The sequence below is a fragment of the Photorhabdus stackebrandtii genome (assembly GCF_011189495.1).
Taxonomy (GTDB): Bacteria; Pseudomonadota; Gammaproteobacteria; order Enterobacterales; family Enterobacteriaceae; genus Photorhabdus; species Photorhabdus khanii.
The window spans coordinates 169,767-195,008 of the sequence record NZ_PUJV01000004.1 but is presented as its reverse complement, the minus strand read 5'-3'; the positions used below and the strand labels follow the sequence as shown (position 1 = coordinate 195,008).

Here is a 25,242-nt window from a genome sequence, read left to right as displayed (position 1 = left end):
GTAAGTGGCGGCATGAGGTATTCCGTCGCTTACCTGAAATGTAACTTGTACTGAGGAAAACCTAATGTCCAAAATCGTTAAAGTGATCAGTCGTGAAATCATTGACTCCCGTGGTAACCCAACCGTAGAAGCAGAAGTGCATCTGGAAGGGGGCTTTGTTGGTTTAGCGGCGGCACCATCGGGTGCATCTACCGGCTCCCGTGAAGCGTTGGAACTGCGTGACGGTGACAAATCCCGTTTTATGGGTAAAGGTGTACTGAAAGCTGTTGATGCAGTAAATGGACCCATTGCCCAGGCAGTTATTGGTCAAGATGCTAAAGATCAGGCTAACATCGACAGAATCATGATCACCCTGGATGGTACTGAAAACAAATCTAAATTCGGTGCTAACGCGATTCTGGCGGTTTCTTTGGCTAATGCTAAGGCAGCGGCAGCGGCGAAAGGTATGCCATTGTACGAGCACATTGCTGAACTGAATGGTACTCCAGGTAAATTCTCTATGCCGTTACCGATGATGAACATCATCAATGGTGGTGAACACGCGGATAACAACGTTGATATCCAGGAGTTTATGATTCAGCCAATCGGTGCAAAAACGCTGAAAGAAGCGGTTCGTATCGGCTCTGAAGTGTTCCACAATCTGGCTAAGGTTCTGAAAGCGAAAGGAATGAGCACCGCTGTGGGTGACGAAGGGGGTTATGCGCCGAACCTGGAATCCAACGCTGCTGCACTGGCCGCGATCAAAGAGGCGGTAGAACAAGCAGGCTATGTTTTGGGCAGAGATGTCACCTTGGCGATGGATTGTGCCGCTTCTGAATTCTACAACTCAGAAACAGGTAACTATGAACTGAAAGGTGAAGGTAAGACTTTCACTTCTCAGGAATTCACTCATTACCTGGAAGATTTGACCAGAAAATACCCAATCGTATCTATCGAAGATGGTTTGAATGAATCTGACTGGGATGGTTTCGCTTACCAGACTAAAGTGCTGGGTGAGAAAATTCAGTTGGTTGGTGACGACCTGTTCGTTACCAATACTAAAATCCTGAAAGAAGGTATTGAGAAAGGTATTGCTAACTCCATTCTGATTAAATTCAACCAGATCGGTTCTCTAACTGAAACTCTGGCAGCGATCAAAATGGCAAAAGACGCCGGTTACACCGCGGTAATCTCCCATCGTTCTGGTGAAACTGAGGATGCGACCATTGCTGATCTGGCCGTAGGTACAGCCGCAGGTCAGATCAAAACCGGTTCTATGAGCCGTTCTGATCGGGTTGCTAAATACAACCAGTTGATCCGTATTGAAGAAGCTTTGGGTAACCGTGCTCCTTTCTATGGTCTAAAAGAAGTAAAAGGTCAGGCTTGATCGGTAATTTTAAGTAATCAGTATTAAACAGGAGGGGTAAAACCCTCCTTAATGTTTTAATAATAATACGTGGGAGTTTGAGCGAGTGTCGGCTCTGATGCTGGAATATAGGGTGAAATAACTGGTTGGCGTCATCTTCCGTAATTGAGAGATTTTTTTAATACGTTCGTTAATGTATTTAATGCTGCTTCCAATATTTCCCAAAATAACTATAATTTTTGAATATTCTAATATCCGAAAAAGAACACTACTTAATAATTAAAGTTCATTTATGATCTGTTAGCCGTTAGATATAACATTTTCCTATTCGGAGAATACTTGGCTGTACTTAGCGGGGTTTAACGTCTTAGTACAGCTATTTTTAGTATTCCGCATCAGTGCGGACTCAGGGAAAAAGCTGTAACAATATAAAAATATTAATTTGAAGAGAAGATGAATATAGCACCTTGAATAACCAAACTGAGGAGAGAGGAAGGAATGATTGTAAAAAACGACTGGCACCCAGCGGATATTATTGCAGGACTTAGAAAACGGGGAACGTCGTTATCTGCTGTTTCAAGAGATGCGGGGCTTGCATCATCCACTTTATCAAACGCTTTGCACCGTCCGTGGCCTAAGGGTGAGCGGATCATTGCTACTGCTTTGGATTGTGAGCCTTTCGAAATATGGCCAAGCAGATATTCTAAATAAATTAAAATAAACTTCTCGTAAATAAGTCAATGAGGAGAGATTAAGTACCCGAAACTTTTTTTGTGTCTTGTGAAAAGCTTCGGGTATGATCATCGGATTAAAATAGCTTTATTAAAGCCTTTCCTTGATATTTGTCATAGTTAATTTTTCTGCATCAACTGTTTAATCTTTTGTATTATTTTGACACTCCTCCCTGTATTTTTTTCTGATTTCACAGATATTTTATATTGAATATATCTAATCCATGAGCATTCAACCGATAATTAAAGCATATCGAAGATCGAGATTCGGAATGAGAAAGTTTGATATACGAAGTGATGAGAGTTCAAATGCTTTACTTGTTAAATCGTGAGAATTGTTTATAGAGGCGTACAGGAGCTTCTACGTGCCGGGGTATAGGGTTCTCTAGGCAGAACCCTAATGACATAGTGACGACAGTGATGTTGTACATTGTTATGCTAAAGGTATATAGGGGTTAGGATTAATAAATCGGGTAGGAGCATAGTTATCATACCCTTTGCCCCTGCAATATTCTTTTAACTGGCTTAATGAATTTATCCCTATTTTCTGATAAATTATTTGTAGCCTGCTTTGTACCGTTCTATATGAAATATCTAATTTTCTAGCTATATCTTTAGCGCTTAGTGATTGCAAAGCAAAAAATACTATATCGAATTCTCTGTCGGTAAAAATCTCAGTTGGGTTGCCAAATGATAATGATTCAGGAGGTTTATTAATTTCCATATGATACATTGAAAAAACTTCTAGCTTTCTAGCTTTGCCTACTACGCCAATCGACTCTCCATTTTTTATCAAAGGCGCGACATGCGCCATAAATGGTTGAATAATTTTATCCCTACCACCATACATAAATGTAATCAAAGTAGGAATGACTTTTTTTTCCTCCATTACTCTACGGTCATTAGATTGAATGATATCAGCAACATCAGACCAATAAACCGGACACTCACTATCCAGTTTACCTTCAACATTAAACCCTTTGGGTAGTCCGCTATGATGAAGTCCATAATCATTCATATAGATAAATCTCGACTCCTTATCTTTTATATACCAAAACTCATTACAGTTCTCCATGTATGATATGAAGGCATCAAAGCTTTTTGAACGAACATCCAGATCTTTGTTTATAGAGAAACTCATATTTTTGTCATTCATAATTTCACCTATCATGATTAAACTGTAAAACCCTAATGGTATAGTGACGACAGTGATGTTGTGCATTGTTATGCCAGAGGTATATAGGGATTAGGGTTAATAAATCGGGTAGGAGCATAGTTATCATATCCCTTGCCCCTGCAATATTCTTTTAACTGGCTTAATGAATTTATCCCTATTTTCTGATAAATGATATGTAGCCTGCTTTGTACTGTTCTATATGAAATATCTAATTTTCTAGCTATATCTTTAGCGCTTAGTGATTGCAAAGCAAAAAACACTATATCGAATTCTCTGTCGGTAAATAAATCAGGTGTGCCGAAAGTTAATGAGTCCGGATTCCTGTTGTTTTCAAAATGGTACATGGAGTAAATTTCAAGTTTTTTACCGTGTCCTACAATCCCAATGCATTTTCCCTCTTTCATTAGCGGTGTAAAATTGACCAAAAATGGTTGGATTATTTTTTCTCTTCCTCTATAAGTGAAGGTACTTAATACCGGAATGGTTTTTTGACTGGCCATTACGTTTTTATCATTAGCTTGTATAATATCTTCAAACTCAGACCACGGTGCTGGACATTCACCATCAAGCTTCCCTTCTATATTAAAACCCTTAGGAAGGCCACTGTAATAAATCATAATATCATTCGCATAGACGAATCGAGATTCGTTGTCTTTTATAACCCAAACATCGTTGCTGTTTTCCATGTATGATATGAAGGCATCAAAACTTTTTGAATGAACATCCAGATCTTTGTTTACAGAGAAACTCATATTTTTATCTTTCATAATTTCACCTATCATGATTAAATTGTAAAACCCTAATGGCATAGTGACGACAATGATGTTGTACATTGTTATGCCAGAGGTATATAGGGGTTAGGATTAATGAATCGGGTAGGAGCATAGTTATCATACCCTTTACCCCTGCAATATTCTTTTAACTGGCTTAATGAATTTATCCCTATTTTCTGATAAATTATTTGTAGCCTGCTTTGTACCGTTCTATATGAAATATCTAATTTTCTAGCTATATCTTTAGCGTTTAGTGATTGCAAAGCAAAAAATACTATATCGAACTCTCTATCAGTAAATAAATCAGTTGGTGTGCCAAAAGTTAATGAGTCAGGATGCCTGTTGTTTTCAAAATGATACATGGAATAAATTTCAAGTTTTTTACCGTGTCCCACAATCCCAATACATTCTCCATCCTTTATTAGCGGTGTAATATCGACTAGAAATGGTTGGATTATTTTTTCTCTTCCTCCATAAATGAAAGTATTTAGTACTGGTATAGTCTTTTTACTAGTCATTACGTTTTTATCGTTAGCTTGTATAATATCTTCAAACTCAGACCACTGCGCTGGACATTCACTATCAAGCCTCCCTTCTATGTTAAAACCCTTGGGAAGGCCACTGTAATAAATCATAGTATCATTCGCATAGACGAATCGAGATTCGTTGTCTTTTATAATCCAGAAATCGTTGCTGTTTTCCATGTATGATATGAAAGCATCAAAGCTTTTTGAACGAACATCCAGATCTTTATTTACAGAGAAACTCATATTTTTATCTTTCATAATTTCACCTATCATGATTAAACTGTAAAACTAGAATAACTTTCATGTCAGGTTATCACTTTTACAACGAGATGGGTAATTATGTTTATGATTCTTTGACGTGGACAATTTTACAGAGGAATAGTCTTCTGTAAATATCTTCAATACGCTAATATTTTATATTGTGTAAAATATTTCTTATTTATTATGTCATTAATGAAAAATTACAATATAAAATATGCTGGATGGAATGTGATAGAAGTATGTGGTTTATATAATCAGTTTCATGAAGTGTGAAAATGTGACTTGTGCATCGATTTTCGATCTTGCTTATGACCGAGTAGCAAAATAATTTTATAACTCGTTACTATTTTCCTTTAATATACTCGTTATCCTCTCTGGTTTTAAGTCGAAAAATCAAATACAGGAAACGGAAAAACGAAGTATCAGTTTAAGGAAAATGGGGAAGTTAAATATGGAACAGGAATCTGAAAACTTGCATAAAATGCGATGACTGCCTATACCTAAAAAGGAGTAATTGTGTGATATAACGACAAGAAATTGTATGAAATACCGTCTGTCATGATTTAATTGGTCAATTCCAACGCCTTAGATCCCAAAATTCAAAGAACTGCGTTTTCTTCCCAAGAAAGACTCCTTATATTCACACGCCTTGTATTTTTTTAACAATTGTAGCAATGGTGGATCAGATATCACCGGCGCTAATGGAGTCACCATGGATGCTTCTGAATCTTTAACCCCAGCCATAAGGCCAAATTTCGCGAATAAGAAAGGCTTAATCATTCTGGCTGCTGATATTGCATTGCTGTTTATTCTGCTCAATACCCTGCCGTTTGATGAAAAAGCCAATGCGGGTTTGGCACTGATGGTATTTGTTGGCGTGCTATGGCTCACTGAGGCTATTCACGTCACTATTACTGCGTTATGTATTCCACTTCTGGCGGTTGGCATGGGATTGATGAATACGGGTGACGCGTTGAAATCTTTTGCTAATCCTATCATCTTTCTGTTTTTTGGTGGTTTTGCACTGGCAACGGCACTTCACATCCAAGGATTGGACCGACTGATTGCTAACCGTCTGCTGATGATTGCCCGTGGACGTTTGTCTGTCGCTGTGATGCTACTGTTTGGTGTTACTGCCGGTCTTTCAATGTGGATCAGTAACACTGCGACCGCAGCGATGATGCTGCCATTAGTCTTGGGGATTTTGTCTAATCTGGATGCACTTTCTGAACGTCATACTTTTGTATTTGTGTTGCTGGGTGTGGCTTACAGCGCAAGTATCGGAGGTTTAGGCACGTTGGTTGGTAGTCCACCAAATGCAATTGCGGCGGCTCAACTGGGTATCGATTTCTTCAATTGGATGAAATTTGGTATTCCACTGGTTGTTATTCTGATGCCAATGATGATCGGCTTAATGTATCTGATGCTGCGTCCGAATTTGAATCATCAATTCGACATGAAGCTGGAAAAACTGGATTGGACGGGTAAGCGTCTGGTTGCCATGCTGATTTTTCTGTTAGCTGTGTTCTGTTGGATCTTTAGCTCTGTGATTAGTTCTGCTTTGGGTGGCGTGAAAGATCTGGATACCATTATTGCAGTTGGTGCTGCTATTTTGATTGGTATAACCGGTGTGGCGAGTTGGTCTCAGATTCAGAATAACACCGAGTGGGGCGTGTTGATGCTGTTTGGTGGTGGACTGACTTTAAGTGCTATTTTGAAAAACTCAGGTGCCAGTGAGATCATGGCAAACGGCATGGCTGCGACTTTCGGCGCAAGTCACTGGTTTGTGATTATTGTTGCGGTGGCGGCGTTTATCATTTTCTTGACTGAGTTCACCAGTAATACAGCAAGTGCAGCTCTGTTGGTACCGGTATTTGCAACGGTTGCGGAAGCATTGGGTATGCCGGTGATGACTCTGACACTGATTATCGGCTTCGGTGCATCTTGTGCCTTTATGTTGCCGGTTGCAACACCGCCTAATGCCATTGTTTTCGGCTCCGGTCATATCAAACAGACTGAAATGGTAAGAGTTGGCATGGTCCTGAATATAGCCTGCATTGCCATCATCTCTCTGTTTGCCTGGTTCTTCTGGCTGTAACTGAAAGTTTAATTGATGCCCCTCTGAGCACTACAACGAATAACGTCCTCGCCTAGTGCATTAGGCGGGGAGATAAAGCCAGAGGGCAAAGAATTTATACCAAAGAGCCTGCTGAACTTTTGGAACGAGTCAGCCAGAAATCTAATATTGTCGATGCAATACCGATAACCAATCCTACCGATAACACAATCATGGCTGCGGGGGGACCTCCCTTTGCCAGTCCTATCATCGCTAACGGTACCAAGCTCAAAATGCCCAGATTATTGAACGTTTCTGCAAAGGCCAGAACCATACCTTTATTAGCACTTGCTCTTGTTACCAAAACCACTGTACTTGAAGGTGCTCCAGCACCAAGCGCGATTCCCCAAAATATCAAACATCCCAATGAACCGAAGAGTGTAATTGGAACGAGCATGAAAACTGAGATCACACCAGTTAGTAGCAGGCTGACAACGACTAAAGTCGCTTCTTCTCGACCACAAAGCTTGCGAAGCCCACCAGCTGAGATATTCCCTATCCCCAGACCGATACCAAAGGCTATAACGGTCAAGCCGATTTCGGTTGGACCAAATCCATACCGTTGATGTAAAACTTCTCCCGACAGAAGAAAAGCAGAGACACCGGCACCATTCCAGGCCCCTTTTGCAATGAGTGGTCTAATAATTGACCATTGCCGAAACCAGACTAATTGCCGGCTTATAAGCTCTTTTGACGCCATTGGCGTCGGAAGACAGTAAAACCCTGCGATAAATGTGACAGTGCAGCCAAGCGAGCTAAATAAAAAGGGTGCTTGCCAACTAATGAGGTCAGTAAGTATTCCCGCTAAGGCTGGACCAAATGCAATACCGAAAGTCATGCCAAGCATAACAACTCCCATTGCTCCAGCCTGGCGGTTATAAGGAACGATATCGGCGATCAAGGCAAATACTGTCGGTATGATGACCGCTGATGCTATACCGCCAAAAATCCGCAGTGCGATTGCGATTTCAAGAGTGGGTGCCAGAATGATAGCGAGACCATCTACGGCGAAAAACAATAAGGAACTTAGAAGCAATCTGCTCCGATTAACACGATCTGAAAAATATCCGAGTACCGGGGCTGCCAGAGCATAGGAAAATGCATAACTAGACACTAGCCAGGATGCTCCGACGGTAGTCGTCTCGAAGGCTACTGCTAAAGGGGTAAGCATAGACGATAACATGAATTCGGTCGCTCCGACGAAGAATACGGTGACTGAAAGGATAAATAAAAACGTATAGTTTGTATTCTGCCTTAACGTTGATGGGTATTGAGTTTTGCTGTTCATAAAATCAATTTAACTCCGTATGCATATAGGTTTATTTTATATATTTCTTGTGATAAAGCGTGATGAACCGGTAATGCAGAAAGGCTATTGTGAAATACGCAGAGGGGAGGACGTGCTAGGCCAGTTTAGATAGGATAGTGGAAGTATTAGGTACTACGAAAGCTGGTAGGGAAAGTGAGGGTAATAAGATTGTTAGTTAGTATACCGGATAAAAAAGCAGGGTGAGATCGCGAACATTATTTAATCAATATTAATCCATTTGACCCACGAATTCAGTTGTGATCTTATACTCCTTTTTCGGGAGTCCCCAATGGAATTTGATGCTTTTTCTCAGTACTTCGGTGAAATCAATGCTCCTCGCCAGTCTGCCAAAATCAGCTATCCCCTGTTCGATGTGCTGTTTCTGACAATGTGTGCCGTCCTGACGGGGGCTGAAGGCTGGGAAGATATTGAAGACTTCGGTAACATGCGCCGCCATTGGCTTCAGGAAAAGGGCTTTTTTCAAACCGGCTTACCCGTGCATGACACGATAGCACGTATCTACCCTGTTTTCCCGGCAGGAGAACTTGCCGCGCAATTTCCAGAATGGAAAGGTTTAAAAAGCATTGGCGTGGCAATGCGATATCGGCTTGATAAAAAAAGTAAAAAAGAATCATTGGACTACCATTATTACATCAGCTCAGCAGCACTTGAGACAGACCGCTTTAAGGCAGCAGTGCGGGGTCATTGGGGTATTGAAAACCGTGTTCATTGGGTGCTCGATGTTTCAATGAATGAAGATGCGTGCGCCATTCGTGGCGGTAACGGTGCTGAGATATTAGCGGGTATGCGGCACCTCTCACTGAATATGTTGCGTGTAGAAACCAGCATAAAAGCCAGCATACGACGAAAAACGAATAGGGCTAATATGAGCCGTGAGTATTTGGACAAGGTATTAATTGCAGGCTTTCAGGTGTTGGGTGAGAAATAAACACTCATGCTCTTGCCCTGATTATAAAGTTGATGCAAAATCTGAGTAATGAAATTATTTCTATGATTCGGACATTTCCTGGTTTTATTTTTATAATGTCCAGTCTTCAAGGGACAAATCCGGTATCATTGAGAACGCTTTATCATTCGTTACCATAGTGATCCTTCGGCTGAGTGCGTGAGCGGCGATAAGTTGATCGAGTGCTCCCATAACTTTCCCTTTCTTTTCCATAGCCGCTCTTAGAGTGCCGTAGCTTGCTGCAGCTTCACTATCCCAATCATAAACTTTAATGGAATCTAAAAAGGCGTGGACCGTGGCTTTCAGCACTCTATTTTGATGTTTAGCAATACCGTAAAGTAATTCAGCTTCAGTAATACTGGAAATGCATATTTCTGACAGTGGCGTACATTTCACTTTTGCTACAACTTGTGGATGTTTCCGGTGTAGATAACTAACTGTATTTGTATCCAACATATACATTATTACTTCACTCCAGCAAACGGATCACGATCTGCTATTCCTTGCTGCCGTTCATCAGCATCTAGAAATGTTGAAGGTACAGTTGTCTTTTCAAGTAAATTGAAAAAATGCTCTAAATTATCTGGTTTGGCTGGTTGTTTTGACAGGATAATATTACCGTTATCGTCTTGACGGATATATACACGGTCTGTATCAAACTCAAATTCGACGGGTAATCTTACCGCTTGATTCCGGCCATTTTTAAATAGTTTCGCTATTCTTTCCATTGTAATCTCCTTCTCTAATCATATGCTAAAGCATAGGCTACAAACAGGCATATGTCAAAGCATATGCTTTAGTATATTGGACTAACTCGTTAATGGGCAGAAAAAATTTCTACAGATTGGCAGATTCTGTATGTCTCAAAAATCATGTTCGGTGTGAAACATTATCTTTTTTCTGTGATAAACAATATGTTAATTCTTCATTTCCTTTGCCGGATTTAGAATGTAATAAACCTAAATTGATCTTGCAGAATATAAAGAAAATGGCCCAAAGAGAGGGCCATTGGTTATTTTTCTACAGCAATAAAACACCTGTTGGAAAAGGTCTTAAGTCTCATCAACAAACTCATTGATATAAAGTGTTAACTCAATTCCAGGCTTTATATCAGTCGTTTTGATGCCATTGTTCCAGTTCGTTACGTCCTTGATATTGATACCGTGACGTTTAGCAATACTGGCAATTGAATCACCTTGGCGGACACGGTAAATAATGGCGTTGTCATTACTTACCCTTAATATTTGTCCAATTTTCAATAATCTGGACGTTTTAAGGTTATTCATGCGTTGTAATTCACGAGGGGAAGAATTAAACCGTTTTGCAATAGCGGATAATGTATCACCTGAACGAACTTTGTATTGGCTTCGTTTATTCAGTCGTCGGTTGTTTTTCGCAACTTCCTGACGCATATTGCTCAGGACGGTTTCATTTGCCAGCGAGTTTTTGAACTGATCAACTTTTGCCTTTGGTAGCATGATGTAATGCGGGCCGTTAGGCGATGTGACTCCTCGTTTATATCCAGGGTTATATGCCTTAATGGACGTCAGAGACATGCCAGCCATTTCCGCGGCTTGAGACAGTGTGATTTGCTGACCAACATCAATCTGATCAAGTGCTCGTTGATCATTGGATTTTGGCAGTGTAATGCCATATTTATCACTGTGACGGATGACATCACTGAGCGCCAGAACTTTAGGTACATAGAGCGCAGTTTCTCTTGGCAGTGATAATGACCAAAAATCGGTTGGTCTGCCTTTTGCCGTATTTTCTTTCATTGCGCGCATAACACGGCCTTCGCCGCTGTTGTAAGCAGCAATAGTCAATAACCAGTCACCATTGAACATCTTATTAAGACGTTGTAGCAGATTCAGGGCGGCAGTTGTTGACGCAGCAACGTCCCGGCGTGCGTCATACCATTTATCTTGAGTAAGACCGTAGTTGCGACCCGTATCCGGGACAATTTGCCACAGGCCTGCTGCCTTAGCACGTGAGGTAGCATGCGGGTTAAAAGCACTCTCCACTATGGGTACCAGTACCAGTTCCATCGGCATATCGCGCTGCTTGATTTGCCTGACTATCCAGTACATATACGGTTCAGCCCGTAGAGTGACATCGTGGAGATAGCTCTTGTTTTTCAGGTAATAATTTCGTTGTTCACGAACCCTGTAATTATCAGGGATCTGCATCCTCAACTCATCACGGATGTATCTCCACAGTTCTTGTTGAGCGCTGGGATCACCATCCTTCCAGTAAGCAGCAAACTGATTGGTGCTATCAGTTGCTGCTATCTTGCCTGTTTTTAGACTCGTTGAAGACGAATTCTGTGCCCGTTGCCCGGCTGTCGTCGACCAATCAGGCCCGGATTGACAGCCAACCAGCAAGACAGATGCGAACAGAATCGCTTTTGTCTTCATAATTAATTTTTATGGTTGCTTAAAAGACGAGCAATAATACTTATCTTGGCTTGATATAGCAACTCTCTAAATCAAAATTGGTCTTTTTGTCTTCTTAGCTGACGGAAAACGCTGGAAAGCGGTTGAGAATGAGGTGTGATTCCAATATTTCTTTGTAAATCAATGTCATGGCATTTTAAGAAAAGATTGATTTTTTTCTCAGTTTGTAACGTGGTTGGTACTGTTGGTTGATTATTTTCCCTCATTTTAGTTACTTTTTGCTGGTATTCGCTAATAGCCTGATTGGGCAAAACAGCATGAGCAAATTTCATATTAGAAACGGTATATTCATGGGCGCAACAGATAAGTGTGTCATCAGGCAGTTCAGCTATTTTTCCGATAGATGCATACATCTGTTCTGCGGTGCCTTCGAAGAGACGTCCGCAGCCACCAGAGAATAATGTATCGCCACAAAAAAGGTAAGGAGCTTGATAAAAAGCAATGTGTCCCAGAGTATGGCCTGGAACATCAATAATCTGGAAAGAAAAACAACCAAAATTGATGCTATTACCTCCACGTACTATTATTGTGGCACCTTTGTTCTGGGTTTCTTCTGGACCGTATACTGGCAGATCAGGGAATTGATCAATAATCCCAGGGACGCCACCAACATGATCGTGATGATGATGGGTAAGTAAAATAGCATCGGGTGTCCAGCCACGGGATTTCAAGGTATCAAGAACAGGTTGTGATTCTGCCGGATCAATGATTACAGAGTGTCTATTCTCATCACAAAGTAACCAAATGTAATTATCCGAAAGGGCAGGAATGCTGATAAGCTCCATTGTATACCTCTTATTAACAGCGGTTTATAAGGAAAAGAAGCCATGAAATCTGCACATACAACACAGAACATAAGTCCCCCGGCTTCTTGGTCTGATTTACCTTGGGGGGAGTATTACCGTGCCGCTTTGGAACATCAATTACAACCCTGGTGGCAGAAAATATTTGGTTTCCATATGTTGAAAGTCGGTAATTTGAGTGCCGAAATTAACAGTAAGGAGTGTCCGATTTTTAATCAGATTAATGTGGGTAAGGAAGGAAAGAATATGCAGGTGATTTCCGATCCTTACCATCTGCCGTTTGAAGAGAAGTCCGTTGATGCTTGTTTGTTAAGTCATGTGCTGGCTTACAGTGCTGATCCTCATCGTCTTTTACGGGAAGTTGACCGGGTGATGATTGATGATGGCTGGCTTATCATCAGTGGTTTTAATTCATTGAGTTTGCTGGGTTTAGGGAAATTAGTACCAGGATTATGGTGGCATCAACCCTATTGCAGCCGTATGTTTTCCCTGATGCGTCAACTTGATTGGTTGAGTTTGCTTAATTATGAAGTGATGTATCGTGGGAATTTTCAAGTATTACCTTGGCGAAATGAAGCCGGTTTTTTTAACCGGCATTTGCCTGTATTTGGTTGTGTAAGCTTGATTATTGCCCGTAAGCGGACACTGCCACTAACGCTAAACCAGATAAAAATGACGCTATTAAGGCCCAAACTGGGTAGTGCTGTTGGGGTGACAAAATGTTATCGAAAGCGCGATTAATCTGTATTTTCGACATACCCGGCATCGGTTCTTGTTGGTGAGTTTGCGGCGGTTCGAGCCAATTCATCACAACGTTCATTTTCATCATGCCCGGCATGGCCTTTAACCCATTGCCAGTCAATATCATGGCGGGTAATTGCTTGATCGAGGCGTTGCCATAAATCGACGTTGATGACAGGCGATTTATCTGCTTTATGCCAGCCGCGCTTTTTCCAATTATGGATCCATTGTGTAATGCCTTGGCGCACGTATTGACTGTCGGTGGTTAATACAATTTTGCAAGGGCGGGTCAGGGTTTCCAGACCAATAATTGCGGCCATCAGCTCCATTCTGTTGTTGGTTGTGCGATAAAAACCTTCACTGAGGGTTCTTTCGTGTTGTTGATAACGTAATAAAACACCATATCCACCTGGCCCCGGGTTTCCAAGACAAGATCCATCGGTGAAAATTTCTACCTGCTTGCTCATATCTGGTAGACTCTTCTTATTCAATCCAAAACCTTAAGTCTGACATAAAAAAGCGTTATGAGCACTGCGATTACACGACAAGTTGTCCTTGATACCGAAACCACCGGTATGAATAAGTTAGGTGTTCACTATGAAGGACACAACATTATTGAAATTGGTGCCGTGGAGGTTGTTAACCGCCGTCTGACTGGCCGCCATTTTCATATCTATATTAAGCCGGACAGATTGGTTGATCCTGAGGCATTTGAAGTTCACGGAATCAGTGATGAATTTTTGCAGGATAAGCCGATATTTGCTGATATTGCAGATGAATTCATTGAATTTATTCGTGGCGCTGAGTTAATTATCCATAATGCTCCCTTCGATATCGGTTTTATGGATTATGAATTTGGTAAACTGGGCCGTGATATCCCACCAACGGCTGATTTCTGCAAGATTACTGATAGCTTACAATTAGCAAGAGCACTGTTTCCGGGAAAAAGAAACAACCTTGATGCATTGTGTGATCGTTATGATATAGACAACTCTAAACGAACCTTACACGGGGCGTTACTTGATGCCGAGATATTGTCTGATGTCTATCTGATCATGACAGGCGGGCAGACTTCTCTTACATTCTCAATGGAAGGGGACGTTGCTGGCAATGCGCATTTTTCTGAAGTGCAGCGTATTGCCCGGCCTCAAACTGCTTTAAAAGTTATTTATGCAGCGGGTGAAGAACTTGTTGCTCATGAATCCAGATTGGATTTAGTTGAGAAGAAAGGCGGGAGCTGTTTATGGCGTACAATTTCTGGACAGAGTTAAAATAAAATTGCAGATAAATCACCTTTAAGGGTGAAAAGTTGATCAAGTGCGCTACTTTGTAATAAAAAATATTGACGGGATGATCTTGGGTTCGTAATATTTACCTCGTTCTTAACCAGAACGCTGCGCGGTGCGGTAGTTCAGTCGGTTAGAATACCGGCCTGTCACGCCGGGGGTCGCGGGTTCGAGTCCCGTCCGCACCGCCAAAGATGGATTCCGAAGCCCTGGGTAAATAGCCCGGGGCTTTCTCGTTTATCTCATGCAGTAGTCTCTTTATTGGCAATGATGAAATTGCATTGAAATAAGACATTGAGAAGCTACCAGCTTTCTATACTTCTTGTTTCTGCAACCTTGATCAGGAACTTGTTTTCTTTACCAGGTCTATAACGTGATGGCCAAATATCTGATGGATGTAAACCCAATTCGGTGGCGATTAACGCTTCCCCCTTTGGCCATGGACGATGCAATGCATTACTCAGTGTTGATGATGCCAAACCTGCTTTGCGGGAGACTGCTGAAAGGTTTGTCCCTTGTTTTCTTAAGGCTGCAATAATATCCGCTGGATGCCAATCTTGAATATTCATCGTAATCTCCTAATTTTAATTATTAAAAAACATCGATAATAGATGAATTATCAATGTTTTTACCACTTGGTGGTGATTGGGTACAGATTATCAATGAGGGTTAATTAAAGAGGCTATCGAAACGATTACTTAATAATGATGTCGGTTATTTTATAACAAAATAAGACCTATATATTGAAGGTATTTTTGCCGGATGTAAAGGTCATAATTATTATATATTAAAAGTATTCTTGGTTTAATAGCTCTACTGACTAATAGTTTCTTATCGTTACTTTTAAAGTATTTTTCTACAGTGTGATATGAAATTTTCATTCCATTAGCAGTACATTTTTTGCTGATATTGGAGTGTAATAAAAAAATTATTATCCATTCTTTTTCTATGCGTATGTTTCTTACAGGCTGAAATACATTTCTTGTTTCTATTCATTAATGGATTTTTTTAAATCACGAGCCTGAAATGGTATTTTTTATATTAATTTATGAGTAGTGAAATTAATTATTTTACATTCTCATTGATTCATAATTTTAATATAAAGATAATGTTTATAAGTAAGGAAATAAAAATCTTTCCGGTATATAAAGATTAAAATTATTTACCAGGCAATATTCCTTCAGTTGGGAATCAGAGTTCACTTTTAGTTTCTGATATGTTTTTTTCATATGATTTTTTATAGATTGATAAGGCATATTAAGTATCTTACTGATCTCTCTTTTGCTGTGCTTCGCCAGAAAAAGAAAAATAATCTCCCATTCCTGTTGAGATAATTGCTCTGATGGAGAACAGAACATAATGGAAGGTGGAAGTTTTCCATTAAAAAATTGCTTTAAAGAAAGTGCTTCAGCTTTCCGTCCATGAAAAATTATGCCAATACATTCATTCTCTTCATTATAAAATGGGAATTTCTCGAAGAAATATGAAGAAAGATGTTTTTCTTTACCAAATATATGTGTTTCTAATGAATATACACTTTTACCTAAATGCATTACTGTTCTATCATGTCGTTGAAATTGTTCCTCAAAGATAGCACCTGCCCAAGGTAATTCACAATCAAAACGCCCCTCGACGTTCAAATCAAGGGGAATATCTTGTAGCATGGCCATTGCCTTATTCTCATAAATGAAACAAGTGCTTTTGTCTTTAATACCCCAGGGATCGGAGCTATTTTTTATGGTATTTATTATCTGTGATGATATATTATGTGTGGTTTTCATATGTTTTATTTTTCATATTATATAAACATTTTACTTCCGGGCTTTAAAAATCTCTCAGGAACATAGAGATCAAAATCATTAAGTCGGCAATATTCATCCAGTTGCTGACCAGAATTAATACCGATTTTTTTGTATATTCGTAACATATGAGTTTCTACAGTGCGATAAGAGATATTGAGTATTCGCCCGATTTGTTTACTGGTATGTTTCTGTAAAAATAGAAAAATGACATCCCATTCCCGTTGCGTAAATAACTCAGAGGGCGGCTGAAACATGATAGAAGCCGGGAGCTTACCGTAAAAAAAGCGTGTCAGAGAAAAAGCTTCGGCTTTCCAGGCATGGAAAATAACGCCAACACATTGATTATCTTCATTATAAAATGGAAACTTCTCGAAGAAATATGAGGAAAGTAATTTTTCTTTACCGTATAAATGTGTTTCTAATGAACATATTCTTTGTTCTGATTGCATAACTGCTCTGTCATGTATTTGAAATTGTTCTGCAAAAGCTGCACCATTCCAAGGCAAATCATTGTCGAGACGTCCTTCGACATTAAAACCAACAGGAAGATCCCGCAACATAGCCATTGCTTTGTTTTCATAAACAAAGCGGGAGCTTTTATCTTTTATACCCCACGGTTCATGACTGGTTTCCATCAAGTTAATAATTTGAGGCGATACAGTTAATTTTTTGTAACTCACAACAAAATTCCTATTTTGTTAGAAAATATTTAATTTTTTAGTTTGGTTCTGGAATTAATGAAAATTTATAACTCTCTGCTGCCAATAGAGACAAATCTTTCTGGAATATAAAGATCAAAATTATTTTCTTTACAGAAACCTTCCAATTCTATATGCAGTGGCAGATTAAATTTTTGGTAAATTGACTGAATATGATTTACGACATCTTCTATGCTTATCATTAATTCTTCGCTTATGCCCTCTTCATCTAGTGATCGTAGAGTCAGAAAAAGCACTTCCCACTCAGTTTGAGTCAGTATGTCGTTAGGTGGCGTAAATTCCAGAGTGGCTGGAGAGGATTTTTCATGATAATAAGAAATAGAAAAATTTTGAGCTTTGGACAGATGAAAAGTGATACCAATGCAGTGACCATTTTCATCACAAAGTGGATATTTATCACAGCGGTAGGTTTGTTTGACGTTATTTTTTCCAAACAGGTGAGTTTCAAGTGACGTGACGGTTTGCATAGTCTGAATAACTTTTTGATCTTGACGACAGAATTCTTCTTCATGTTCTGCGGTAGATGAGGGTAATTCTCCCGCTGAAAGCCCCATAATATCGAAATCTTCCGGCAGGTTGAGCAGTTGATAAAAAGCCGGATTGGCATAGATAAACCTTGACTGGCAATCTTTAGCTCCCCAAGGTTCATGACTTTTTTCCCACATGAAAATTAATTGCGGAGTGATATTATTTGGTTTGTTTTTTATATTTAACACAGAAATCCCCTAATTGCTAATTAAGTAATTATCTGAATAGCTATTTTTCTCATTCTATTTAGAATAACCTGATTATATAATGGATTGCAATAATTAATTTGTCAAAAAATAATATTTTTTTAATTTATCTATATTTGTTAATTAAATTGATTATTATTTCATGTAAAAAATCATCATATAAGATAATATAACTATAAGTATTATTTGATTTTAAATTATTTATTTTTTTATTGATGTGGCGATGATATTGATATCTGGGATGCATTTTTTCTGCATATTATTTATAAATTAAATAACTAATGGCTCATTGGTACGTAATATATGTTCAATATAAATAATCAATGTGGTAGCTGGAAATTGTCATAAATTAAATAAGTTTGTTTATTACGCTGATGACGATGAAATTCATGTAAACCAGTAACGTAAATCAAAGAATTGCCGTTCAGGTGAGATTAAGATAGTTTCCTTATATTTGGCTTTAAAGATTGCGGTTTGTACGCTGTGCTGAGAAAATTATCCCCCTAAACGTTTTTATCCCACTTGGAGTAGAAAATGACCACTCGTAAAACCCTTGCTAATGCTATTCGCTTCCTTAGCATGGATGCTGTGCAGAAAGCAAAATCAGGGCACCCTGGTGCGCCTATGGGAATGGCTGACATCGCTGAAGTTTTATGGCGTGATTATTTAAATCATAACCCAACTGATCCTCATTGGGTTGATCGTGATCGTTTTGTATTGTCTAACGGCCATGGCTCTATGCTGATTTATAGCCTGTTACATCTCACCGGTTATGACGTTTCTATTGATGATCTGAAAAATTTCCGTCAATTACACTCCAAAACCCCAGGCCATCCTGAATATGGTTATGCGCCAGGCGTAGAGACAACGACCGGTCCTTTGGGGCAGGGGATTGCCAACGCGGTAGGTTTTGCTATTGCTGAACGTACTCTGGCTACGCAATTTAACCGTCTTGGTCATGATATCGTTGATCATAACACTTACGTGTTTATGGGGGATGGTTGCATGATGGAAGGCATTTCTCATGAAGTTTGCTCTCTGGCGGGAACGTTAAAGCTGGGCAAACTGATTGCTTTCTATGATGACAATGGCATTTCTATTGATGGTCATGTTGAAGGCTGGTTTACCGATGATACAGCAGGTCGTTTTGAGGCTTATGGCTGGCATGTAGTTCGCGGTGTTGATGGTCATAATGCAGATGCAGTCAAAGCAGCGATTGAAGAAGCACGTCAAGTTTCTGATAAACCTTCACTGCTGATGTGTAAAACAGTTATCGGTTTTGGTGCGCCAACCAAAGCGGGTACGCATGATTCTCACGGTGCTCCATTAGGTGACGCAGAAATTGCTGCAACTCGTGAAGTGTTGGGTTGGAGTCATCCAGCCTTTGAAATTCCAGCGGAAATCTATTCTGAGTGGGATGCAAAAGAAATTGGTAACGCGAAACAAGCCACCTGGAATGAGAAATTCGCTGCTTATGAAAAAGCATATCCTGAATTAGCTGCTGAATTCAAACGCCGTACCAGTGGTGAATTACCGGCAAACTGGGAAACCGAATCAAAAGCATTTATCGAACAATTGCAACAAAATCCTGCCAATATTGCCAGTCGTAAAGCATCTCAAAATGCCTTGGAAGCTTTTGGTAAAGTGCTGCCTGAATTTATGGGTGGTTCTGCTGACCTGGCGCCAAGTAATTTGACGATGTGGTCAGGTTCTAAGCCATTGAACGAAGATCAAGCAGGTAATTACATCCATTATGGCGTTCGTGAATTTGGCATGTCCGCCATTATGAACGGTATTGCTCTGCATGGTGGTTTTGTACCTTATGGTGCAACTTTCCTGATGTTCGTTGAATATGCCCGTAACGCAGTGCGTATGGCGGCACTGATGAAAATTCGTAGCATCTTTGTTTATACCCATGACTCAATCGGTTTGGGTGAAGATGGCCCGACTCACCAGCCGGTAGAACAGATTGCCAGTTTGCGTGTGACGCCAAATCTAAGCACATGGCGTCCATGTGACCAGGTTGAATCTGCGGTTGCATGGAAATACGCTATTGAACGTAAAACAGGTCCATCAGCACTGATTTTCTCTCGCCAGAATCTGGCACAGCAAGAACGTACTGTTGAGCAATTAGCTAATATTGAGAAGGGTGCTTACATCCTGAAAGATTGTGAAGGCCAGCCAGAGTTGATTTTGATTGCAACAGGTTCAGAAGTTGAATTGGCAGTAGGGGCTTATCATCAATTGACTCAGGAAGGCCGTAAGGTACGTGTAGTTTCTATGCCGTCTACTGATGCTTTTGATAAGCAGGATGCTTCATACCGTGAAGCGGTATTGCCAACTGCGGTTTCTGCGCGTGTTGCAGTTGAAGCGGGTATTGCCGATTACTGGTTTAAATATGTTGGCATACATGGTGCTATCGTGGGTATGGAGACATTTGGTGAATCGGCTCCTGCTGAGCAGCTGTTTAAAGAGTTCGGTTTCACTGTAGAGAATGTTGTCGCTAAGGCTAAAGCTCTGCTGAAATAATGAGTTAGTTTATAAGTGAGCGCATCCGGGGTAAATGTTGAGCCGATGCGCTCTTTTTTGCACAATATCATTATTGAAGACAGGTTGTGACCGCTTTCTGAATTTTCTGGCGGTGTTTCCCTCGTCATAGGCAGCGCGTGTTTTGGTCAGTTTTTTTGCCACTGTTCATTGGCGCGCTGCTATTAGGCGAGCTTACTAATGGTTTATGCCACGCAGATCCCAGGAACGGTTAATTTTTGAAATACGTGTGGTGACCCGATCATTCCATCGGGATACCTGGCAAGCTTCTCCTGGAATTCGGGGCTTGTGAATGCGGTGCGAAAGCACTCCAGATTTTCCCAAACAGCATAGTTCATGAACGTACCACTGCCGGCGATCCCGCGATGCAATTGCGCAGAAATCAAGCCGGTCTGTGCCCGGAAATACTCCGCATCTTCCTTCCAAGCGGCCACCAGGATGTCTGCCTGTGAAGGATCAACATGGAATATGTTCATCAGCACTATGGAGCCATCGGTGTTCGAAAATAATTGTTCCCGCATGGTCACGTGGGTGTCCATTTCTTCTAGCTTGAGCATCTTTATCTCCTGAAAGTTACTTGTTTGTATTTATGTTTATTTCACTATTTTGCCGAAGTGAACCGCGTGATTCATACGGTTCATGACGGAGACATGCCAACGTAGATTGCGCAGCGATCCGTTGGTACGTCGTATTTTAGTCGCATGCTTTGTCGTGATTGACAATCCAATCCTCAGCACTATCTGGCATCGATGGATCTTCCAGTCTAGCCACCAGGCTGAGTAATGTGTCCAACGTCACTTTCAGCTCGTTGAGTTCAGCGTCTTTCACGAGCGATTCCATCCATTCGGTTTCAAGCGACGTCGCTGTATCAAAGGTATGCTGACCAAGCCCAGTGAGTCGATAGAGCGGTGAACGTTCGTGCCGGGGATTAATGATGGTTTTCACCATTCCTGCCTTCAATCCAAGATTCAGTTGTTTCTGTGCACCTTGGCGTGTGATGCTCATTGCTGCGGCAATCTGGGGCGCTGAGAGTGGATGTGGTGCGAGTGCAATCGCACAGAGCACCTGCCATATCGCGCTCGTGATTCCCAACGGGGCAACGAGCTTATCCCCTTTAGAGAGCAATCGGGCATTGAGCCGGAACACTGCTAATGTGATCTCGTTGAATACCTCAGACGCCGGAGTTTTCTTGATCGACACGATTTACTTCCTTAATCTTGCACTTCAATAAACGACAACTAGTTTCCATATATTGAAACTGGTTGTCAATATTTAAGCGGATGGTATTGATAGATCAATGTATTGGATTTGACTTACATCAAATGCTGGCATGTTTTTCCGTTTTGTACTTTGATCACTTTTTACTATTGCCATCAATCTGCTTTTCCCTTAATCTCATTGTCAGTAGCTGAATCGTTTCGTTTTGTTGTCTGGAGAGTTTTTTGTGCCACAGTTTTAGCAATTTTGTGATAAGCAATCAGTACATAAGTGATTGCGTCGTTTATCCTAAACGGTTGCGTGGTAATAACTATATTCAGGGAGTAACATGACAATCAAGGTAGCAATAAACGGTTTTGGCAGGATAGGGCGCAGTATTTTGCGTGCTCTTTATGAGTCTGGGCGTCGGGCTGAAATTGCTATTATTGCTGTTAATGAGTTGGCGGGGGCCGAAGGGATTGCCCACTTGCTGAAGTATGACTCCAGTCACGGCCGTTTTGCCTGGGATGTGCGTCTGAATAATGATTTGTTGCAGGTTGGTGACGATAATATTCGTCTGTTTCATCAACCCGATATATCGGCATTGCCTTGGCAAGAATTGGGAATTGATATTGTTCTTGATTGCAGTGGGATATATGGCAGCAGAGCTGATGGGGAAGCACATCTTGCCAGTGGCGCAAAAAAGGTGCTGTTTTCCCATCCGGGCGGTAATGATTTAGACGCAACGGTGGTCTATGGTGTGAATCAGGACTTACTGACAGCAGAAGATCGCATTGTATCTAATGCTTCTTGTACCACCAACTGCATTATTCCTATCATTAAATTATTGGATGATGCATTTGAGATTGAGTCTGGCACAGTGACAACAATTCATGCCTCAATGAATGACCAGCCTGTGATTGATGCCTATCATCAGGATTTACGGCGTACCCGGGCCGCCAGCCAGTCTATCATTCCGGTGGATACAAAATTGGCCGCAGGGATAACCCGGATTTTTCCAAAATTCTGTGACCGTTTTGAAGCCATCTCAGTACGCGTACCAACGATTAATGTTACTGCTATTGATTTGAGCGTTACAGTAAAATCTCCAGTGAATGTCAAAAAAATCAATGAATTAATGCAAAAATCAGCAGCAACTTCATTTCGTGGTATAGTTGACTATACCGAATTGCCGTTAGTCTCAACGGATTTTAACCACGATCCCCACAGTGCGATTGTTGATGGCACACAAACGCGGGTCAGTGGGCAACATCTGATTAAGACATTAGTCTGGTGTGATAATGAGTGGGGTTTTGCTAACCGAATGTTGGATACAACGTTAGCAATGGCTGCTACGGGTTTCAAATGATCTGTTGCTGACAGACTGTGCATAATAATAGATCTGCACACGGCACAAGATTAAACAATTTAGAGAATCAACGAGAGGATTCACCATGTCTGTAATTAAGATGACCGATTTAGATCTGGCGGGTAAGCGAGTTTTGATCCGTGCTGACCTGAACGTTCCGGTAAAAGATGGCAAAGTCACCTCTGATGCGCGTATCCGTGCTTCTTTGCCGACCATCGAAGCAGCATTAAAACAGGGCGCCAAGGTGATGATCACTTCTCACCTCGGCCGTCCTACTGAAGGCGAATACAATGAAGAATTCTCGCTGAAACCAGTAGTAGATTACCTAAAAGAGAAATTGTCTTCTCCGATTCGTCTGGAAAAAGAGTATCTGGAAGGTGTGGACATAGCGGAAGGTGAGCTGGTTGTTCTGGAAAATGTTCGCTTTAATAAAGGTGAGAAGAAAGACGACGAAACTCTGGCTAAAAAATACGCTTCTTTGTGTGATATTTATGTTATGGATGCATTTGGTACGGCGCATCGTGCCCAGGCTTCTACCCACGGTGTGGCTAAGTTTGCGCCTGTTGCCTGTGCCGGTCCTCTGCTGTTCGCAGAACTGGATGCATTGGGTAAAGCGCTGGATAAGCCAGCCCGTCCAATGGTTGCTATTGTTGGTGGCTCTAAAGTTTCAACCAAGCTGACCGTATTGGACACACTGTCCAAAATCGCGGATCAACTGATTGTGGGTGGAGGTATCGCGAATACTTTTGTTGCTGCGGAAGGTCACAATGTAGGCCGTTCATTGTATGAAGATGACTTGATCCCAGAAGCGAAAAAACTGCTGATAAGCTGTGATATTCCAGTGCCAACTGATGTTCGTGTCGCAACAGAATTCTCTGAAACTGCTGAGGCTATCTTGAAATCTACCGGCGATATTAAAGATGATGAACAAATCCTCGATTTGGGAGATGAATCCGCTCAACGCTTGGCAGATATCCTGAAAAGCGCTAAAACTATTCTGTGGAATGGCCCGGTTGGTGTATTTGAATTCCCTAATTTCCGCCAAGGAACTGAAATTGTCGCTCGCGCAATTGCTGATAGTGACGCATTCTCTATCGCAGGTGGCGGCGATACTCTGGCAGCAATTGACCTGTTTGGTATTGCTGACAAAATTTCTTACATCTCTACTGGTGGCGGTGCTTTCCTTGAGTTTGTGGAAGGAAAGAAATTGCCTGCGGTTGTGATGCTGGAAGAACGTGCAAAACAGTAATTAAGTCATGACGGGCAGTTTTATCTGCCCGCTCTAAACAGGACCCACGTAACATGTCTAAAATTTTTGATTTCGTAAAACCGGGTGTCATCACTGGTGATGATGTTCAAAAAGTGTTCGCAATAGCCAAAGAAAACCACTTTGCGTTGCCGGCGGTAAACTGTGTAGGTACTGATTCAATCAACGCAGTTTTGGAAACGGCTGCTAAAGTTCGTTCTCCAGTTATCATTCAGTTCTCTAATGGCGGTGCTGCTTTTATTGCCGGTAAGGGCGTGAAAGCTGAAGGTCAGCAAGCGGCTATTCTGGGTTCAATTTCTGGTGCTCACCATGTTCATCAGATGGCTGAACATTATGGTGTTCCTGTGATCCTGCATACTGACCACTGTGCGCGTAAACTGCTGCCGTGGATTGACGGCCTGTTAGATGCGGGTGAAAAGCATTATGCGGCGACGGGTAAGCCGTTGTTCTCTTCCCATATGATCGATCTGTCAGAAGAGTCGTTGGAAGAAAATATTGAAATTTGCAGTAAGTATCTGGCTCGTATGGCAAAAATCGATATGACATTGGAAATCGAATTGGGTTGTACTGGTGGTGAAGAAGATGGTGTTGATAACAGCCATATGGATAGCTCCGCCCTATACACTCAACCGGAAGACGTTGCTTATGCTTATGAGAAACTGAACGCTATCAGCCCACGTTTTACTATTGCTGCTTCTTTCGGTAACGTTCATGGTGTCTATAAGCCAGGCAACGTTAAGCTGACACCAAAAATTCTGCGTAACTCGCAGGACTATGTTGCTGAGAAATTTAATCTGCCACACAACAGCCTGGACTTTGTTTTTCACGGCGGTTCCGGTTCTACAGCGGAAGAGATCAAGGAAGCTGTCAGCTACGGCGTTGTTAAAATGAATATTGATACCGACACCCAATGGGCGACTTGGGAAGGTATTCTGAATTATTACAAAAAGAACGAAGGCTATCTGCAAGGCCAGCTGGGTAATCCAGAAGGCGCAGATAAACCCAATAAGAAATTCTACGATCCACGCGTATGGCTGCGTGCCGGTCAGGTTTCTATGATTGTCCGTCTGGAACAGGCTTTCAGGGAACTGAATGCGGTTGATGTGCTGTAATTG

The 25,242-nt window shown here is 41.2% G+C and carries 25 protein-coding genes and 1 tRNA gene; 11 read left to right on the top strand and 15 right to left on the bottom strand.

What is annotated here, in order from left to right:
- Positions 1-64 precede the first annotated feature (64 nt).
- Positions 65-1,366 carry a phosphopyruvate hydratase gene (gene eno / locus C5470_RS05395; protein WP_166286598.1) on the top strand — a complete coding sequence of 434 codons (1,302 nt, stop codon included), beginning with the start codon at positions 65-67 and terminating at the stop codon, positions 1,364-1,366.
- Positions 1,367-1,846: 480 nt separating this feature from the next.
- Complete coding sequence (locus C5470_RS05390; protein ID WP_036850231.1) at positions 1,847-2,056, top strand: helix-turn-helix domain-containing protein; 210 nt, start codon at positions 1,847-1,849, stop codon at positions 2,054-2,056.
- Positions 2,057-2,509: 453 nt separating this feature from the next.
- Here C5470_RS05390 and C5470_RS05380 read toward each other — a convergent pair whose 3' ends face one another.
- From C5470_RS05380 to C5470_RS05370, 3 genes are all read right to left on the bottom strand, one after another.
- Positions 2,510-3,232 (bottom strand): helix-turn-helix transcriptional regulator, encoded by a 723-nt coding sequence (locus tag C5470_RS05380; RefSeq protein WP_166286596.1) that lies wholly within the window; start codon positions 3,230-3,232, stop codon positions 2,510-2,512.
- 68 nt (positions 3,233-3,300) lie between these two features.
- Positions 3,301-4,020, bottom strand: coding sequence for a helix-turn-helix transcriptional regulator (locus C5470_RS05375; protein WP_166286594.1), 720 nt, complete (start codon positions 4,018-4,020; stop codon positions 3,301-3,303).
- A gap of 68 nt (positions 4,021-4,088) precedes the next feature.
- A complete protein-coding gene (locus C5470_RS05370; protein ID WP_166286592.1) occupies positions 4,089-4,811 on the bottom strand; it encodes a helix-turn-helix transcriptional regulator in 723 nt (240 codons plus the stop codon).
- 715 nt (positions 4,812-5,526) lie between these two features.
- Here C5470_RS05370 and C5470_RS05365 point away from each other — a divergent pair.
- Positions 5,527-6,912 (top strand): SLC13 family permease, encoded by a 1,386-nt coding sequence (locus C5470_RS05365; RefSeq protein WP_166286590.1) that lies wholly within the window; start codon positions 5,527-5,529, stop codon positions 6,910-6,912.
- A gap of 94 nt (positions 6,913-7,006) precedes the next feature.
- Here C5470_RS05365 and C5470_RS05360 read toward each other — a convergent pair whose 3' ends face one another.
- On the bottom strand, positions 7,007-8,218 hold the full coding sequence (locus C5470_RS05360; RefSeq protein WP_166286588.1) for an MFS transporter: 1,212 nt from the start codon (positions 8,216-8,218) through the stop codon (positions 7,007-7,009).
- Positions 8,219-8,528: 310 nt separating this feature from the next.
- Between C5470_RS05360 and C5470_RS05355 the strand changes: the two genes are divergently transcribed.
- Positions 8,529-9,188, top strand: a complete 660-nt coding sequence (locus C5470_RS05355) for an ISAs1 family transposase (protein ID WP_166286586.1) — start codon at positions 8,529-8,531, stop codon at positions 9,186-9,188.
- A 90-nt stretch (positions 9,189-9,278) separates the two neighbouring features.
- Here C5470_RS05355 and C5470_RS05350 read toward each other — a convergent pair whose 3' ends face one another.
- The 4 genes from C5470_RS05350 to gloB form a co-directional block, all read right to left on the bottom strand.
- Positions 9,279-9,668 carry a type II toxin-antitoxin system VapC family toxin gene (locus C5470_RS05350; protein WP_166286584.1) on the bottom strand — a complete coding sequence of 130 codons (390 nt, stop codon included), beginning with the start codon at positions 9,666-9,668 and terminating at the stop codon, positions 9,279-9,281.
- Positions 9,669-9,670: 2 nt separating this feature from the next.
- Entirely contained in the window at positions 9,671-9,934 is a 264-nt protein-coding gene (locus tag C5470_RS05345) for an antitoxin (RefSeq protein ID WP_166286582.1), read from the bottom strand.
- A 324-nt stretch (positions 9,935-10,258) separates the two neighbouring features.
- Positions 10,259-11,623, bottom strand: coding sequence for a murein transglycosylase D (gene mltD / locus C5470_RS05340; protein WP_166286580.1), 1,365 nt, complete (start codon positions 11,621-11,623; stop codon positions 10,259-10,261).
- 71 nt (positions 11,624-11,694) lie between these two features.
- Positions 11,695-12,447, bottom strand: a complete 753-nt coding sequence (gene gloB / locus C5470_RS05335) for a hydroxyacylglutathione hydrolase (RefSeq protein ID WP_166286578.1) — start codon at positions 12,445-12,447, stop codon at positions 11,695-11,697.
- A 42-nt stretch (positions 12,448-12,489) separates the two neighbouring features.
- Between gloB and C5470_RS05330 the strand changes: the two genes are divergently transcribed.
- Positions 12,490-13,206, top strand: coding sequence for a class I SAM-dependent methyltransferase (locus tag C5470_RS05330; protein ID WP_166286576.1), 717 nt, complete (start codon positions 12,490-12,492; stop codon positions 13,204-13,206).
- Here C5470_RS05330 and rnhA read toward each other — a convergent pair.
- Positions 13,203-13,673: a ribonuclease HI gene (rnhA, locus tag C5470_RS05325; RefSeq protein WP_166286575.1), complete on the bottom strand. Its 471-nt coding sequence runs from the start codon at positions 13,671-13,673 to the stop codon at positions 13,203-13,205. The two genes, C5470_RS05330 and rnhA, sit on opposite strands and share 4 nt — an antisense overlap.
- Positions 13,674-13,730: 57 nt before the next feature.
- Between rnhA and dnaQ the strand changes: the two genes are divergently transcribed.
- Together dnaQ and C5470_RS05315 are read left to right on the top strand one after the other, a co-directional pair.
- Positions 13,731-14,477 carry a DNA polymerase III subunit epsilon gene (gene dnaQ / locus C5470_RS05320; protein WP_166286574.1) on the top strand — a complete coding sequence of 249 codons (747 nt, stop codon included), beginning with the start codon at positions 13,731-13,733 and terminating at the stop codon, positions 14,475-14,477.
- 129 nt (positions 14,478-14,606) lie between these two features.
- Positions 14,607-14,683: transfer RNA gene (locus C5470_RS05315), tRNA-Asp, on the top strand.
- A gap of 111 nt (positions 14,684-14,794) precedes the next feature.
- On the opposite strand, the gene C5470_RS05310 is transcribed toward C5470_RS05315, so the two are convergent.
- From C5470_RS05310 to C5470_RS05295, 4 genes are all read right to left on the bottom strand, one after another.
- Positions 14,795-15,061: a helix-turn-helix domain-containing protein gene (locus C5470_RS05310; protein ID WP_166286572.1), complete on the bottom strand. Its 267-nt coding sequence runs from the start codon at positions 15,059-15,061 to the stop codon at positions 14,795-14,797.
- A gap of 543 nt (positions 15,062-15,604) precedes the next feature.
- Entirely contained in the window at positions 15,605-16,273 is a 669-nt protein-coding gene (locus C5470_RS05305) for a helix-turn-helix transcriptional regulator (protein WP_166286570.1), read from the bottom strand.
- Between the two features lie 17 nt (positions 16,274-16,290).
- Complete coding sequence (locus tag C5470_RS05300; protein ID WP_166286648.1) at positions 16,291-16,929, bottom strand: helix-turn-helix transcriptional regulator; 639 nt, start codon at positions 16,927-16,929, stop codon at positions 16,291-16,293.
- A 110-nt stretch (positions 16,930-17,039) separates the two neighbouring features.
- A complete protein-coding gene (locus C5470_RS05295; RefSeq protein WP_166286568.1) occupies positions 17,040-17,729 on the bottom strand; it encodes a PAS domain-containing protein in 690 nt (229 codons plus the stop codon).
- 552 nt (positions 17,730-18,281) lie between these two features.
- Between C5470_RS05295 and tkt the strand changes: the two genes are divergently transcribed.
- Positions 18,282-20,276 carry a transketolase gene (tkt, locus tag C5470_RS05290; protein WP_166286566.1) on the top strand — a complete coding sequence of 665 codons (1,995 nt, stop codon included), beginning with the start codon at positions 18,282-18,284 and terminating at the stop codon, positions 20,274-20,276.
- Positions 20,277-20,479: 203 nt separating this feature from the next.
- Here tkt and C5470_RS05285 read toward each other — a convergent pair whose 3' ends face one another.
- Entirely contained in the window at positions 20,480-20,851 is a 372-nt protein-coding gene (locus C5470_RS05285; protein WP_166286564.1) for an antibiotic biosynthesis monooxygenase family protein, read from the bottom strand.
- Positions 20,852-20,987: 136 nt separating this feature from the next.
- Positions 20,988-21,386 (bottom strand): MarR family winged helix-turn-helix transcriptional regulator, encoded by a 399-nt coding sequence (locus C5470_RS05280; protein WP_207626895.1) that lies wholly within the window; start codon positions 21,384-21,386, stop codon positions 20,988-20,990.
- A gap of 454 nt (positions 21,387-21,840) precedes the next feature.
- Between C5470_RS05280 and epd the strand changes: the two genes are divergently transcribed.
- The 3 genes from epd (at position 21,841) to fbaA (ending at position 25,239) form a co-directional block, all read left to right on the top strand.
- Positions 21,841-22,860, top strand: a complete 1,020-nt coding sequence (gene epd / locus C5470_RS05275) for an erythrose-4-phosphate dehydrogenase (RefSeq protein WP_166286562.1) — start codon at positions 21,841-21,843, stop codon at positions 22,858-22,860.
- Between the two features lie 85 nt (positions 22,861-22,945).
- Entirely contained in the window at positions 22,946-24,109 is a 1,164-nt protein-coding gene (pgk, locus tag C5470_RS05270; RefSeq protein WP_166286560.1) for a phosphoglycerate kinase, read from the top strand.
- Between the two features lie 53 nt (positions 24,110-24,162).
- Positions 24,163-25,239 carry a class II fructose-bisphosphate aldolase gene (gene fbaA / locus C5470_RS05265; RefSeq protein WP_023044242.1) on the top strand — a complete coding sequence of 359 codons (1,077 nt, stop codon included), beginning with the start codon at positions 24,163-24,165 and terminating at the stop codon, positions 25,237-25,239.
- The last annotated feature ends 3 nt before the right edge of the window (positions 25,240-25,242 follow it).

What these genes read in the sequence shown, in the direction of transcription:
- C5470_RS05345 (WP_166286582.1), bottom strand. Translation starts at nt 9,934, where the DNA reads ATGGAAAGAATAGCGAAACTATTTAAAAATGGCCGGAATCAAGCGGTA.
- C5470_RS05350 (WP_166286584.1), bottom strand. Translation starts at nt 9,668, where the DNA reads ATGTATATGTTGGATACAAATACAGTTAGTTATCTACACCGGAAACAT.
- fbaA (WP_023044242.1), top strand. Translation starts at nt 24,163, where the DNA reads ATGTCTAAAATTTTTGATTTCGTAAAACCGGGTGTCATCACTGGTGAT.
- C5470_RS05365 (WP_166286590.1), top strand. Translation starts at nt 5,527, where the DNA reads ATGGATGCTTCTGAATCTTTAACCCCAGCCATAAGGCCAAATTTCGCG.
- tkt (WP_166286566.1), top strand. Translation starts at nt 18,282, where the DNA reads ATGACCACTCGTAAAACCCTTGCTAATGCTATTCGCTTCCTTAGCATG.
- pgk (WP_166286560.1), top strand. Translation starts at nt 22,946, where the DNA reads ATGTCTGTAATTAAGATGACCGATTTAGATCTGGCGGGTAAGCGAGTT.
- eno (WP_166286598.1), top strand. Translation starts at nt 65, where the DNA reads ATGTCCAAAATCGTTAAAGTGATCAGTCGTGAAATCATTGACTCCCGT.
- epd (WP_166286562.1), top strand. Translation starts at nt 21,841, where the DNA reads ATGACAATCAAGGTAGCAATAAACGGTTTTGGCAGGATAGGGCGCAGT.
- C5470_RS05285 (WP_166286564.1), bottom strand. Translation starts at nt 20,851, where the DNA reads ATGCTCAAGCTAGAAGAAATGGACACCCACGTGACCATGCGGGAACAA.
- C5470_RS05360 (WP_166286588.1), bottom strand. Translation starts at nt 8,218, where the DNA reads ATGAACAGCAAAACTCAATACCCATCAACGTTAAGGCAGAATACAAAC.
- mltD (WP_166286580.1), bottom strand. Translation starts at nt 11,623, where the DNA reads ATGAAGACAAAAGCGATTCTGTTCGCATCTGTCTTGCTGGTTGGCTGT.
- dnaQ (WP_166286574.1), top strand. Translation starts at nt 13,731, where the DNA reads ATGAGCACTGCGATTACACGACAAGTTGTCCTTGATACCGAAACCACC.
- gloB (WP_166286578.1), bottom strand. Translation starts at nt 12,447, where the DNA reads ATGGAGCTTATCAGCATTCCTGCCCTTTCGGATAATTACATTTGGTTA.
- C5470_RS05300 (WP_166286648.1), bottom strand. Translation starts at nt 16,929, where the DNA reads ATGGAAACCAGTCATGAACCGTGGGGTATAAAAGATAAAAGCTCCCGC.
- C5470_RS05310 (WP_166286572.1), bottom strand. Translation starts at nt 15,061, where the DNA reads ATGAATATTCAAGATTGGCATCCAGCGGATATTATTGCAGCCTTAAGA.
- C5470_RS05355 (WP_166286586.1), top strand. Translation starts at nt 8,529, where the DNA reads ATGGAATTTGATGCTTTTTCTCAGTACTTCGGTGAAATCAATGCTCCT.
- C5470_RS05370 (WP_166286592.1), bottom strand. Translation starts at nt 4,811, where the DNA reads ATGAAAGATAAAAATATGAGTTTCTCTGTAAATAAAGATCTGGATGTT.
- C5470_RS05330 (WP_166286576.1), top strand. Translation starts at nt 12,490, where the DNA reads ATGAAATCTGCACATACAACACAGAACATAAGTCCCCCGGCTTCTTGG.
- rnhA (WP_166286575.1), bottom strand. Translation starts at nt 13,673, where the DNA reads ATGAGCAAGCAGGTAGAAATTTTCACCGATGGATCTTGTCTTGGAAAC.
- C5470_RS05375 (WP_166286594.1), bottom strand. Translation starts at nt 4,020, where the DNA reads ATGAAAGATAAAAATATGAGTTTCTCTGTAAACAAAGATCTGGATGTT.
- C5470_RS05305 (WP_166286570.1), bottom strand. Translation starts at nt 16,273, where the DNA reads ATGAAAACCACACATAATATATCATCACAGATAATAAATACCATAAAA.
- C5470_RS05380 (WP_166286596.1), bottom strand. Translation starts at nt 3,232, where the DNA reads ATGAATGACAAAAATATGAGTTTCTCTATAAACAAAGATCTGGATGTT.